The following is a 12,820-nucleotide window of genomic DNA, read 5'->3' on the forward strand; positions in this document are numbered from 1 at the left end:
CTACGGCGTAAAAGCGAGGTGGCGCAGGCTACTCAAAAGGCCCTGCGCGCCCCATAGGACACGTCCTATTCTTGCGGATTCAAATGAGCCCCCAGCTCAACTTTAAACTCTGCCAGCGCTTCATTCAGCACAAGCCAAAGGGGTTGAACTTCTTTAATACGCTGCTCACGCAGGCAGCTTTCAAGCCCCACACACGCCTTGGCAAGGGGCAGCGCATCCACCAGGCAGCAAATGCCCTTGAGGCGATGCAGCGAGGCCTTTACCCGGGGAAAATCCTGTTCCGCCAACGCCGCCTCGATCGCGTCGTGCTCATGTTCAAGACTCTTCGCCAGCTCCTCCAGCATTCGCTGCAGCACCGGCCCATCGGCCTGGGTCATCGCATGCAAGGTTTGGATATTGAAGGTGCGCAACGGCGCCACGCGGGCGAGTACCCTGGCCCAGTGTTCAAGGGTGACCGGCTTGACCAACAGTTCATCCATCCCCACCTCAAGACAACGCTGGTGCTCATCCTCCATGGCATTGGCGGTACAACCCACCAACGCACAGCGCGGTCGTCGCTCCTGCGCTTCAATCCCGCGGACCGCTTCGCTCAAGGCGTAGCCCGACATACCCGGCATGTTGCAATCGGTCACCAGCACGTCAAAGGCGTCATCTCGCCAATGCTGCAAGGCCAACTCAGCCGAGTCGAGGGCCACCACCCGATGACCGAGGAACTGAAGCTGCTGAGCCAGCACCAGACGATTGGCGGGCAGGTCATCCACAACCAGCACCGACAAACGGCGACCGACAGTCGGCAGGGCCACCTCAGGCACAACGGGCATGTCGTCGCCACTGACCCGTTCCAGATACAGGTCAATGCACACCGTCGTGCCCTCGCCCGCCGCGCTGCTCAGGGAGATCGTGCCGCCCATCAACTCCACCAGTTGCTGACAAATGCTCAAGCCCAGTCCCGTCCCGCCATGCTGAGCCGCCGTCAGCGGGCTGACCTGGACAAAGGGCTTGAACACCCGGGCCTGTTGTTCGACGCCAATCCCCGGCCCACTGTCTGCAACACACACATGCAGGTATTCAGCGCCTGACTCATCGCACAGGGTGACGACGCTGAGGCGGACCTCACCCTGCTCGGTAAACTTCAACGCATTGCCCAGCAGGTTGTGCATGACCTGCCGCAAACGCAGCGGGTCGAACCAATAATTCCCTTGCGCCGCTGGATCAAACGCCAGGGTCAAATGCAGGCCTTTTTTACGTGCGGTGGCTTCGAACAGGCGCTGGATCCCCTCGAAAAAACTTTTCAGGTCAGTGGTCTGCGGCGCCAGTTGCAAATGGCCTGCTTCGATCTTGGCCAGGTCCAGGCTATCGCCCATTAACTCAATCAATTCTCGTGCCGAACGATGGGCCACCTGTAGCGCTTCGGAAACGCGTTTGCCCTCGGCCAGGGCGCGTTCTTGTTCCAATTCAAGCAAGCCGATGATGGCGGTCATCGGTGTACGAATTTCGTGGCTCAGCGTCGAGAGAAATGCACTTTTGGCGTAATTCGCTTCGTCAGCAGCCTGGCGTGCGTCCATCAACTGATGTTCCAGGACTTTGCGCTCATTGATGTCGATCCACCCCCCGAGCAATCCCTGCAATTGGCCGCGCGCGTCGAAAAACGGCACCGTCCATTGATAAACGTGGAAAGTGCCGCCGTTGAACTCCAGTTGGCGATCAACAAATAACGATCGCTGCGTTGCCAACTGCTCCATGTGCCCTGCATGCAGGCGTGCGGCAGTAGCCTCTGGCATCAAGCCACTCTCCATCAAGGTCAGGCCCTGGATCTGCTCGCGCCGGGTGGCCAACTGCTGCTCATAGCTGGTGTTACAGGTCACCAACCGCCCAGCCAGGTCACGTACGAAAACCGGGTTGGGCATGCCGTCGAGCAAGGCACGCTTGAAGGCCAACTGATCGCTCAGTCGTTGCTCGGCCACCAAGCGCTGCTGGATCTGACGCTTGAGGCGGCTATTCCAGGCCAGCGATACCAACACACACAACAGCGCCATGGCGACCGTCCAATAGGCCCACGGCGGCACACGCTGCCATGCCGATGTAGGGATGGGCACCGCGCCCAGCCAGCGCAAGCGCAGCGCGCTCAACTCTGCCACCGGCATCGCTTCCAAAGCCTTGTTCACAATACTCAGCAGCTCAGGCTGATCCTTGCGCACCACAAGACTGTTGGACGACCACTTGCCCTCGACGCTACGCCCGATACGCAAGCCGTCGGACGGGTAACTCTGCACCTCCACTTCATTCTGGATAGTCGCCGCCGCGCGCCCCTGGATCACTTGATCACGGGCCTGGGTATAGTTATCGACAGAGAGAATTTCGATGTCTGGGTGTTCACGACGAATAAAGTTTTCCAGTACATGGCGTGCCGGCAACGCCAATACTTTGCCGGACAGTTCACTCAAACTGACCAGTAATGGCGTGTCGCTGCGCTGGATAAACACCCACCCGGCGCCACCAAAACCATGGCTGAAATCCAGGAATTGCCTGCGTTCCTGATTCTCGGCCAGCGTGGTGTTCATATCCGCCCTGCCCGCTGCCAATAACTCCAGGGTCTGCGCGGTGGAAGACACCTCCTCCATCACGAACTGCAACCCCGTCATGCGTGAAATCCGGTTTAGCAGATCGACGTTCAGGCCGACCCATTGGTCGTCCTTGTCTTTGAAGATGTACGGCGACTGTTGCTGGGACGCCACCACCACATGAGGATGGTGCAACAGCCACGCTTGCTCCTGGGCCGACAACACAATGCGGTCTGCGGCGATGCCCACCCCCAGGCCAGTGGTCCAGCGCGCCAGGATTTCACGTTGTATCGACTCGTCGATACTCGCCAGGGCACGGTCCAGCATGGCGCCCAATAAAGGGTCCGCCGCACGGGAGGCAAAGGCAAAACCAATCGGCGCCAGCCGGCTTTCCACTTTTATCTGCAAACCCAGGTAAGGACGCAGCGACTTGTAGGCACGTACGATCACTTCATTGCCGATAAAGGCATCGGCATCCCCTTGATTCAACGCCTCCAAGCCACTGTAAAGGTTCGGAGCCAGTATGATGTGACTGGCGGGATAAGCCCGATGCACATTGCCGACATTGGCATATCCCTCCAGCAAAACCACCTTCTTGTCCGCGAGGTCCTCGTTCTGCGTGGCGTCGTCGCGGCGCACGACAACCACCGAACGATCCGGCATGTAGTCGCGGGTAAACCGCAACCCAGGCACATCCCGCTCATAGCCATTGGCGCTGGTCAGAATATCAATCGCCCCACTGCGCAAGGCTTCCACCGCTTGCGCCCGCTCAGCGAAACCCATCACCTGCATGGGCACATCGAGGCGCGCGCCGATCAGGCTCAGGTAGTCGGCGCTGATGCCTTGGTAGCGATTATGGTCGCGGGTAATATCAATCGGCTGGTAATCATCAATGGAGATACCGACCTTCAGCGTTCGATGGTTCGCCAGCCATTGCTGCTCGGCGGCCGTCAAAGGCAAGGGTGCCAGAGGCGTAAATGCCGGGACCAGTTTGAAAGGCAGGCTAACGGCTGCCAGGGTCGTCGACAGATGACCGAACAAGAGCAGATACACCAGCCACATGCACCTTCGGCTCAATAAACGCACCGTATTGGTTTCCTTGTTTTTTGTTGTCGGTTGCCCGTTGGAGTATGGCCTGCCCCAATGAAAAAGCCCGTCACGAAGACGGGCTTGAGCAACCTCGCGAAGCCATTGAATCAGAGCGGCTTGCCACGATTTCCGTGCTGGCTCACAAACGCCTGCACAGCCTTCAGGTCATTGGCCAACACGGTGCAACGCTCTTCACGCTCGAACAGGTCTGCCAAGTGCACCGGCAGCTCCAGCGCCTTGCCAACACCCGCCTTCTCTACCGCTTCCGGGAATTTAACCGGGTGGGCGGTGCCCAGGATCACCATTGGAATGTCCAGGCTGCGGCGGCATTCGCGGGCGGCCTTCACACCGATAGCGGTGTGCGGGTCGAGCAGCTCGCCGGTCTGGGCATAGACTTCAGCGATGGTTTCGCAGGTCTGTGCATCGTCCACGGCCAGGGAATCGAACAGCTTGCGGGTTTCGGTCCAGCGCTCTTCTTCCACGCTGAAACCGCCGCCACTCTTGAAGGTGTCCATCAAGCCGGCAATCGCTGCACCGTTACGACCGTGCATGTCGAACAACAGGCGCTCGAAGTTCGACGAGACCATGATGTCCATCGACGGCGACAGGGTGGCGTGCAGGGTTTCCTTGACGTACTGGTTGCCGCTCATGAAGCGGTGCAGGATGTCGTTGCGGTTGGTGGCGACGATCAATTGGTTGATCGGCAGGCCCATGTTGCGCGCCAGGTAACCGGCGAAGATATCGCCAAAGTTGCCGGTCGGCACCGAGAACGACACCGAACGCGCCGGGCCGCCCAACTGCAGGGAAGCGTGGAAGTAGTAAACGATCTGGGCCATGATCCGCGCCCAGTTGATCGAGTTCACCGCTACCAGGCGTGTGCCCTTCAGGAAGCTCTGGTCAGCGAAGCTGTTCTTGACCATTTCCTGGCAGTCATCGAAGTTGCCTTCGATGGCGATATTGTGGATGTTCTCACCAAAGATGGTAGTCATCTGGCGACGCTGCACTTCCGACACGCGCTTGTGCGGGTGCAGGATGAAGATGTCGACGTTTTCGCAATGCTTGCAGCCTTCGATGGCCGCCGAGCCGGTATCACCGGAGGTGGCGCCGATGATCACCACGCGCTCGCCGCGCTTCTCCAGCACGTAGTCGAGCAGGCGACCCAGCAGTTGCAGGGCGAAGTCCTTGAATGCCAGGGTCGGGCCGTGGAACAGCTCCAGTACCCATTCGTTGCCATTCAGCTGGCGCAGTGGGGCGATGGCATTGTGGGAGAAGACACCGTAGGTTTCTTCCAGGATCTTCTTGAAATCCGCATCCGGAATGCTGCCGGTGACGAACGGACGCATCACGCGGAACGCCAGTTCGTGGTACGGCAGGCCGGCCCACGAAGCGATTTCTTCCTGGGTAAAACGTGGCAGGTTTTCCGGCACGTACAGGCCGCCGTCGGTGGCAAGGCCTGCCAGCAGGACGTCTTCGAAATTCAGGGCCGGTGCCTGGCCGCGGGTGCTGATATAACGCATGACTGGCTCCTCTAGAGCATTCTTGAACAAGGGCCGCCGAACCTGCGGGGCCCTTGCAGCAAAACCATTAGTTCAGGTGTTCGACGCGAATCCGCACCACCGGGCCGACCACGCCTTGCAGGGCTTCCAGGGCAGCGATGGCATCGTTGATGTGCTGCTCGAGCACGCGGTGAGTCAGCAGGATCATCGGTACCTGGCCGTTTTGCTCCTCGACTTCCTTCTGCATGATCGACTCGATATTGATACCGCGCTCCGACAGGATGCTGGCGACCTGGGCCAATACGCCCGGATGGTCCTGGGCCTGGATGCGCAGGTAGTAGGCGCTTTCGCAGGCTTCGATCGGCAGGATCGGGTGCGCCGACAGCGAATCCGGCTGGAAGGCCAGGTGCGGCACGCGGTTTTCCGGGTCGCTGGTCATGGCGCGGACCACGTCCACCAGGTCGGCGATCACCGACGAAGCGGTCGGCTCCATGCCGGCGCCGGCGCCGTAGAACAGGGTCGAACCGGCCGCATCACCGTTGACCATCACGGCGTTCATCACGCCATTGACGTTGGCGATCAGGCGGTCGGCCGGGATCAGCGTCGGGTGCACACGCAGCTCGATGCCCGCAGGTGTGCTACGCGCGACGCCCAGGTGCTTGATGCGGTAGCCCAGGGCTTCGGCGTAGTTCACGTCGGCGGTGGTCAGCTTGGTGATGCCTTCGGTGTAGGCCTTGTCGAACTGCAGCGGGATACCAAAGGCGATGGACGCCAGGATGGTCAGCTTGTGAGCGGCGTCGATACCTTCCACGTCGAAAGTCGGGTCGGCTTCGGCGTAACCCAGGGCCTGGGCTTCGGCCAGCACGTCTTCGAAGGTGCGGCCCTTCTCGCGCATTTCGGTAAGGATGAAGTTACCGGTGCCGTTGATGATGCCGGCCACCCAGTTGATGCGGTTGGCGGACAGGCCTTCACGGATCGCCTTGATCACCGGGATGCCACCGGCCACGGCGGCTTCGAACGCGACGATCACGCCCTTCTCACGCGCCTTGGCGAAGATCTCGTTGCCGTGCACGGCGATCAGCGCCTTGTTGGCGGTAACCACGTGCTTGCCGTTTTCGATGGCCTTGAGCACCAGCTCACGGGCCACGGTGTAGCCGCCGACCAGCTCGATGACGATATCGATTTCAGGGTTGGTGGCAACGGCGAAGACATCGTTGGTAATCGCAATACCGGTCGTTTCGAACTGAGGCTTTGGCGAACGCGTGGCAATTTGCGCCACTTCAATCCCGCGACCTGCGCGGCGGGAAATTTCCTCAGCGTTACGCTGAAGTACGTTAAAGGTGCCGCCACCGACGGTCCCTAACCCACAGATGCCTACTTTGACCGGTTTCACTGAAGAACTCCCCATGAAACGGCCGACGCTAGGTCGGCCGTGGAAAACAGCCGCACGACTGCGGCTTGCAATTAACGACCCGCCGACGTGTCAGCGAGCCTTGATCGTCGACGTTTCGACGATACTGATTTATTTGGCACTGAGCGCCAGTTTGGCAACTTGTGGTGCCGGCTGGTAGCCCGGAATCACTTGGCCGTCAGCCAAAACGATGGCCGGTGTACCGTTCACGCCGATGGACTGGCCCAGGGCGAACTGCTTGGAAACCGGATTGGCACATTTGGCCGCCTTGATTTCCTTGCCATCGACCATCTTGTCCATGGCTGCTTTCTTGTCGGCCGAGCACCACACAGCTTGCAACTGCTCGTCACCCGGCGAACCCAGGCCCTGGCGCGGGAACGCGACGTAGCGCACTTCCACGCCCAGCTTGTTCAGCGCCGGCACTTCGGCGTGCAGCTTGTGGCAATACGGGCAGGTGGTGTCGGTGAACACGGTGATATGGGTCTTGGTCTCGCCGATGGCCGGGTAAACCACGGTTTCTGCTACCGGAATGCCATTGATCAGCTTGGACACGCCCAGGCGCTCGGCTTTCTCGGTGAGGTTGACCGGCTTGCCGTCCTTCAGCTGGAACAGGTAACCCTGGACGATGTACTGGCCGTCGGCACTGGCGTACAGCACGCGGCTGCCCTTGAGCTTGACTTCATACAGGCCGGCCATCGGGCTGGCGCTGATGCTTTCGATCGGGGTATCGAGTTGCAGGTTGGCCAGGCTCTTGCGGATGGTCTGCTCGGCAGCGTCATCGGCGAAGGCAAAGGTGGAAACCAACGCAATGGCTGCGGCGGCAATAATCTGGGTCAAGCGCATGGGAACTCCTGAAGGCAGATGCAGGGACGGGAGCAGTAGCACCGATGTGGAAACTCGGGCATGGGCCGTCCCCTTTGCTAACCGGCAAAGCCTACCACAGTTGGGCCGCAGGGCAGCCCGCGACGGGATAAATTGGCGGTTTTCAGCCTCGCGGGTGGTGCTTGGCGTGCATATCCTGCAAACGTGCACGCGCGACGTGGGTGTAGATTTGGGTTGTGGATAAGTCGCTATGGCCGAGCAACATTTGCACCACGCGCAAATCCGCACCGTGGTTGAGCAAATGCGTGGCAAATGCATGGCGCAACGTGTGGGGTGACAAGGTCTTGCCGATACCGGCGACCTTGGCCTGGTGCTTGATACGATGCCAGAAGGTCTGCCGGGTCATCTGCTCGCCGCGCAGGCTGGGGAACAGCACGTCGCTGGGCCGCCCGCCAAGCAGCTCACTACGAGCATCACGCATATAGCGCTCGACCCAGACAATCGCCTCTTCGCCCATCGGCACCAGCCGTTCCTTGCTGCCCTTGCCCATCACCCGCAGCACGCCCTGACGCAGGTTGACTTGCTCCAGGGTGAGGCTAATCAATTCGGTCACCCGCAGGCCGCAGGCATACAACACCTCCAGCATGGCACGGTCGCGCTGGCCGATGGCCTCACTTAAATCCGGCGCGGCGAGCAAGGCCTCCACGTCGGCTTCCGACAGGGATTTGGGCAATGGCCTGCCGAGTTGTGGCATGTCGACTTGCAGGGTGGGATCGAGGGCGATCAGCTTTTCCCGCAGCAGATAGCGATAAAACCCACGCACACCCGAGAGGAATCGCGCCGTGGAGCGCGGTTTGTAGTTCTGCTCCAGGCGCCAGGCCAGATGGTCGAGGATCAGCTCACGACCCGCATTTATCAGTTCGAGTTTTTTCTCCTGGAGCCAGCCATTGAATAGGGCCAAGTCGCTGCGGTAGGCCTGGCGAGTGTTGTCCGACAGGCCTTTTTCCAGCCAGAGGGCGTCAAGAAAACGGTCTATCAGGGGGTGGTCGATGGCGGGCATGGGGGCTCAGGCGGATTTCTGTAATGTCTGTTAGATCCTATCGCAGGCAAGCCAGCTCCCACAGGGGTTTTGTGTCGGGGCGCTGAGATGTGCCCGACACCGATCAAATGTGGGAGCTGGCTTGCCTGCGATGGCCGCGGCTCGGTCCAGGATCAGTCTACAAACCCAGGCAGCACAGGCACCGGACGCTTATCGGCATCAATCGCCACAAAACTGAACACACCTTGGATCGCCTTCTCGCGGCCATCAGCGCTCATGCTCTCGACGAACACTTCCACTTCAACCTTGAGGCTGGTGTTACCGACCTTGATCACGCGGCCGATCAACTCAACGATGGACCCAGCCGGGATCGCGTGGTTGAAGTCGATACGGTCGGTAGACACCGTCACCAGCGGCAAGCGGCAAAAGCGCGTGGCGGTAATGAACGACACTTCATCCATCCACGCCAGGGCGGTGCCGCCGAACAGAGTGTTGTGGTGGTTGGTGGTCGGCGGGAACACGGCCTTGGTCACGTGGGTCACGGACAGGTCGGTGCGGCGCTGGATTTCTTCGAGGCGGGTGGTCATGGACAAATACCGGCAAATAGACAAATTTCAGGCACAAAAAAGCAGCCCGTAGGCTGCTTTTTTCTGCATCGGGAAGCTGGACTTAAGCCAGTTTTTCCTTGATGCGAGCTGCTTTACCGGACAGGTCACGCAGGTAGTACAGCTTGGCTTTACGTACGTCACCGCGACGCTTAACGGCCATGCTGTCGATTTGCGGGCTGTAGGTCTGGAAAGTACGCTCTACGCCAACACCGTTGGAGATTTTACGAACAGTGAAAGCACTGTTCACACCACGGTTACGCTTGGCGATTACCACGCCTTCGAACGCTTGCAGACGCGAACGGTCGCCTTCCTTCACTTTCACCTGAACGACAATAGTGTCGCCCGGGGCAAAGGTAGGGATCTCTTTGGTCATCTGCTCTGCTTCGAGTGCAAGGATGATTTTGTTAGTCATGCTGTGCTCCTAAGGTAAGTCAATGGACCTACCATCGATACGTTGTTAACTATCGTCCCGCGCGAGGATGTATTCCTCGAGCAGCTTCTTCTCTTCTCCAGAAAGCGAGCGGCTTTCCAGAAGATCGGCGCGTCGTTCATAGGTCCGACCAAGGGACTGCTGTAAACGCCAACGCCGGATGTGTGCGTGATTGCCACTTAGCAATACGTCGGGAACACGCTGATCCGCATACACCTCCGGTCGGGTGTAGTGCGGGCAATCCAGCAAACCATCCGTGAAGGAATCTTCCTCCGCGGAGTCCGCATGCCCTAAAGCTCCAGGCAGCAGTCGTGTAACCGCATCTATCAGGACCATCGCCGGCAGCTCGCCGCCAGACAGGACATAGTCCCCAATCGACCACTCTTCATCGACATGAGCTTCAATAAAACGCTCGTCAATGCCTTCATAGCGACCGGCAATCAGGATCAGTGCTTCCTCATTCGCCAGTTCGCGGACCCCAGCCTGTTTCAGCTGGCGGCCTTGAGGGGACAGGTAAATTACCTTCGCCTTCTCCCCGGCGGCGGCCTTGGCCTGAACCAACGCGTCTTCCAGGGGCTTGATCTTCATCACCATGCCCGGACCACCGCCAAATGGGCGATCGTCTACAGTGTGATGTCGATCCGTCGTGTAGTCTCGCGGGTTCCAACAGGTGAGCTGCAACAGCCCCTGTTTCACCGCCCGACTGGTGATGCCGTACTCGCTGATGGCGGAAAACATCTCGGGAAACAAACTGATCACTTCAATGCGCAAATTAGCCACGCTTAGAAGTCCGCGTCCCATTCCACCTTCATCTCGCCCGCTGCCAGGTCGACGGCCAACACGCATTGCTCGGTATAGGGCAACAGGCGTTCGCGATCATCCAGGCTGCCAGCGCAAGGCTTGACCACCATTACATCATTGGCGCCGGTTTCCAGAAGATGATCGATTTTCCCGAACAATTGCCCGAGTTGATCAATAACCTTCAGACCTTCCAGCTGGTACCAGTAGTACTCGCCGTCGGTCAATTCAGGGAACAGGTCTCGCGGCACGCAGATCTCATAACCGGCCAGAAGACGAGCTTCTTCACGGTCATCAAGACCCTTGAGCTTTGCGACCAGGAACTTATCGCTCCCGCGTCCACTGACCAGCTCAACCTGCTTCACACTACCTTCGCGCTTGAGCGTCCAGGTCTTGTACTGCAACAGGTTTTCAGTCGGATCAGTAAAGGAATACACCTTCACTTCGCCGCGAACGCCATGAACAGAGTAAATCTTGCCGATAACGATCAAATCATCAGCAACAGCTGGCGTCGCGTTCATATTGCTCAGGCTGCGGCCTTAGCCGAGTCCTTCAACAGTTTTGCAACGCGCTCGGATGGCTGTGCACCCACGCTCAGCCAGTAGGCTACGCGCTCTTGGTTCACGGACAGACGAACTTCTTGACCACGAGCAACAGGGTTGAAGAAACCAACCTGTTCCTTGTGCGAACCATCACGCGGGTTGCGGCTGTCGGTTACGGTCAAGTGGTAAAACGGGCGCTTTTTGGAGCCGCCAAGGGCAAGACGGATTGTTAGCATGTGAACATCGTTCCTGTAGTCGGTGCTGCAAATCTAAATGCACAGCGGGCATAGGTGCCCGAAAGGCCGCATATTCTAAGGAATATCCGGACTTTTGCAAATGTCTTTTTCTGGCGCCTATCAGCGTGCCACTCAGATCTGCTATAGAGCCGTCGGTTAAAACGGCCGGTCAGCCCCCGCCAACGGCGGGTTTGCTGGAGATCCCACATCCCTGTGGGTCGGAGCAGAAGCGAACTTCTGCTCGAATTCTTTACATCTTTGGCATCCCGCCGCCGGGCAACATACCGCCCATGCCGCGCATCATCTTGGCCATTCCGCCCTTGGCGGAGAATTTCTTCATCATCTTCTGCATCTGCTTGTGTTGCTTGATCAAGCGACCGATGTCCTGCACCTGGGTGCCGGAACCCATGGCGATCCGGCGCTTGCGCGAACCGCTGATCAGCTCGGGGTCGCGGCGCTCGGCCGGGGTCATGGAGTTGATGATGGCTTCCATCTGCTTGAACTGCTTCTCTGCCGCGCCCTGGGCATTGCCCATCTGCGCCAGGTTCACACCGCCGATGTTCGGCAGCTTGTCCATCAGGCCGCCAAGGCCGCCCATGTTCTTCATTTGTTGCAGCTGGTCGCGGAAGTCTTCGAGGTCGAAGCCCTTGCCCTTCTTCAGCTTTTTGGCCAGTTTGTCGGCCTTGTCCTTGTCGAGCGTGGCTTCGGCCTGCTCGATCAGGCTGAGCACGTCGCCCATGCCGAGGATGCGCGAGGCAATACGCTCTGGGTGGAACGGCTCGAGCGCTTCGCTCTTCTCGCCCATACCGATGAACTTGATCGGCTTGCCGGTGATGGCACGTACCGACAGCGCGGCACCGCCGCGGGCGTCACCGTCGACCTTGGTCAGGATCACGCCGGTCAGCGGCAGTGCGTCACCAAAGGCCTTGGCGGTATTGGCCGCATCCTGGCCGGTCATGGCGTCGACCACGAACAGCGTCTCGACCGGGTTGATCGCGGCATGCAGCGCCTTGATCTCGCCCATCATCTCTTCGTCGATGTGCAGGCGACCGGCGGTATCGACGATGACCACGTCGATGAACTTCAGCTTGGCTTCTTTAATAGCCGCGTTGGCGATGTCGACCGGCTTCTGGCTCAGGTCGGACGGGAAGAAGGTCACGCCTACTTCGCCAGCGAGCATTTCCAACTGCTTGATGGCCGCCGGACGGTACACGTCGGCCGACACCACCATCACGGACTTCTTCTTGCGCTCTTTAAGGAAGCGCGCCAGCTTGCCGGCGGTGGTGGTCTTACCCGCACCTTGCAGACCGGCCATCAATACGACGGCCGGCGGCACGGCGCTGAGGTTCAAGTCTTCATTGGCCGCGCCCATCAGGCTTTCGAGCTCGGCCTGGACGATCTTCACAAAGGCCTGGCCCGGCGTGAGGCTGCGAGACACTTCGGTGCCTACCGCGCGCTCTTTGACCGAGTTGACGAAGTCCTTAACCACCGGCAAAGCCACGTCGGCTTCCAGCAACGCCATGCGCACTTCACGCAGGGTGTCTTTAATATTGTCCTCGGTCAGCTTGGCCTTGCCGGTGACATGGCGCAGCGTCTGCGAGAGACGGTCAGTCAGATTTTCAAACATGCGCGATCCTTTCAGGCCCTATTCATAGACCGAGGTAATGGCGGCCCAGGCTGTGGTAAATCGCTATTAAAAACAGCGCTCGGCGAGCCTGCGGCGTGGGCAGGTCGCGGATTATAGCGAAGACTGCCGCCATGCACACCCGCTGTCTGGCTTGAGAGTCT

11 protein-coding genes are annotated in these 12,820 nt (G+C 59.3%); all 11 read right to left on the reverse strand.

The features are described 5' to 3' along the window. Nucleotides 1–65 precede the first annotated feature (65 nt). Nucleotides 66–3,623: a transporter substrate-binding domain-containing protein gene (locus WH299_RS11515; RefSeq protein WP_339496129.1), complete on the reverse strand. Its 3,558-nt coding sequence runs from the start codon at nt 3,621–3,623 to the stop codon at nt 66–68. Between the two features lie 134 nt (nt 3,624–3,757). After that, the gene (gene thrC, locus WH299_RS11520; RefSeq protein WP_028617811.1) at nt 3,758–5,167 is read right to left on the reverse strand and encodes a threonine synthase; all 1,410 of its coding nucleotides are present in this window, start codon (nt 5,165–5,167) and stop codon (nt 3,758–3,760) included. A 67-nt stretch (nt 5,168–5,234) separates the two neighbouring features. Next, the gene (locus WH299_RS11525; RefSeq protein ID WP_010207988.1) at nt 5,235–6,539 is read right to left on the reverse strand and encodes a homoserine dehydrogenase; all 1,305 of its coding nucleotides are present in this window, start codon (nt 6,537–6,539) and stop codon (nt 5,235–5,237) included. Between the two features lie 129 nt (nt 6,540–6,668). Beyond that, nucleotides 6,669–7,400, reverse strand: a complete 732-nt coding sequence (locus WH299_RS11530) for a thioredoxin fold domain-containing protein (RefSeq protein WP_010207987.1) — start codon at nt 7,398–7,400, stop codon at nt 6,669–6,671. 142 nt (nt 7,401–7,542) lie between these two features. Beyond that, nucleotides 7,543–8,439, reverse strand: a complete 897-nt coding sequence (gene xerD, locus WH299_RS11535; RefSeq protein ID WP_122728666.1) for a site-specific tyrosine recombinase XerD — start codon at nt 8,437–8,439, stop codon at nt 7,543–7,545. Between the two features lie 152 nt (nt 8,440–8,591). After that, nucleotides 8,592–9,005, reverse strand: a complete 414-nt coding sequence (locus WH299_RS11540; protein ID WP_003193963.1) for an acyl-CoA thioesterase — start codon at nt 9,003–9,005, stop codon at nt 8,592–8,594. An 82-nt stretch (nt 9,006–9,087) separates the two neighbouring features. After that, complete coding sequence (rplS, locus tag WH299_RS11545) at nt 9,088–9,438, reverse strand: 50S ribosomal protein L19 (RefSeq protein WP_003175895.1); 351 nt, start codon at nt 9,436–9,438, stop codon at nt 9,088–9,090. Between the two features lie 45 nt (nt 9,439–9,483). Continuing rightward, nucleotides 9,484–10,257 carry a tRNA (guanosine(37)-N1)-methyltransferase TrmD gene (trmD, locus tag WH299_RS11550; RefSeq protein ID WP_016977714.1) on the reverse strand — a complete coding sequence of 258 codons (774 nt, stop codon included), beginning with the start codon at nt 10,255–10,257 and terminating at the stop codon, nt 9,484–9,486. Then, nucleotides 10,239–10,775 (reverse strand): ribosome maturation factor RimM, encoded by a 537-nt coding sequence (rimM, locus tag WH299_RS11555; protein ID WP_028617814.1) that lies wholly within the window; start codon nt 10,773–10,775, stop codon nt 10,239–10,241. Before rimM ends, trmD begins: the two co-directional genes overlap by 19 nt. Before the next feature lie 5 nt (nt 10,776–10,780). Next, nucleotides 10,781–11,032, reverse strand: a complete 252-nt coding sequence (rpsP, locus tag WH299_RS11560; protein ID WP_003175899.1) for a 30S ribosomal protein S16 — start codon at nt 11,030–11,032, stop codon at nt 10,781–10,783. A 250-nt stretch (nt 11,033–11,282) separates the two neighbouring features. Beyond that, nucleotides 11,283–12,659 carry a signal recognition particle protein gene (ffh, locus tag WH299_RS11565; protein ID WP_003193965.1) on the reverse strand — a complete coding sequence of 459 codons (1,377 nt, stop codon included), beginning with the start codon at nt 12,657–12,659 and terminating at the stop codon, nt 11,283–11,285. Nucleotides 12,660–12,820: the final 161 nt, after the last annotated feature.

The organism is Pseudomonas sp. MYb541 (genome assembly GCF_037479595.1).
Lineage (GTDB): Bacteria > Pseudomonadota > Gammaproteobacteria > Pseudomonadales > Pseudomonadaceae > Aquipseudomonas > Aquipseudomonas canadensis.

What these genes read in the sequence shown, in the direction of transcription:
- rpsP (WP_003175899.1), bottom strand. Translation starts at nt 11,032, where the DNA reads ATGCTAACAATCCGTCTTGCCCTTGGCGGCTCCAAAAAGCGCCCGTTT.
- rimM (WP_028617814.1), bottom strand. Translation starts at nt 10,775, where the DNA reads ATGAACGCGACGCCAGCTGTTGCTGATGATTTGATCGTTATCGGCAAG.
- WH299_RS11515 (WP_339496129.1), bottom strand. Translation starts at nt 3,623, where the DNA reads ATGTGGCTGGTGTATCTGCTCTTGTTCGGTCATCTGTCGACGACCCTG.
- ffh (WP_003193965.1), bottom strand. Translation starts at nt 12,659, where the DNA reads ATGTTTGAAAATCTGACTGACCGTCTCTCGCAGACGCTGCGCCATGTC.
- trmD (WP_016977714.1), bottom strand. Translation starts at nt 10,257, where the DNA reads ATGGGACGCGGACTTCTAAGCGTGGCTAATTTGCGCATTGAAGTGATC.
- rplS (WP_003175895.1), bottom strand. Translation starts at nt 9,438, where the DNA reads ATGACTAACAAAATCATCCTTGCACTCGAAGCAGAGCAGATGACCAAA.
- thrC (WP_028617811.1), bottom strand. Translation starts at nt 5,167, where the DNA reads ATGCGTTATATCAGCACCCGCGGCCAGGCACCGGCCCTGAATTTCGAA.
- xerD (WP_122728666.1), bottom strand. Translation starts at nt 8,439, where the DNA reads ATGCCCGCCATCGACCACCCCCTGATAGACCGTTTTCTTGACGCCCTC.
- WH299_RS11530 (WP_010207987.1), bottom strand. Translation starts at nt 7,400, where the DNA reads ATGCGCTTGACCCAGATTATTGCCGCCGCAGCCATTGCGTTGGTTTCC.
- WH299_RS11540 (WP_003193963.1), bottom strand. Translation starts at nt 9,005, where the DNA reads ATGACCACCCGCCTCGAAGAAATCCAGCGCCGCACCGACCTGTCCGTG.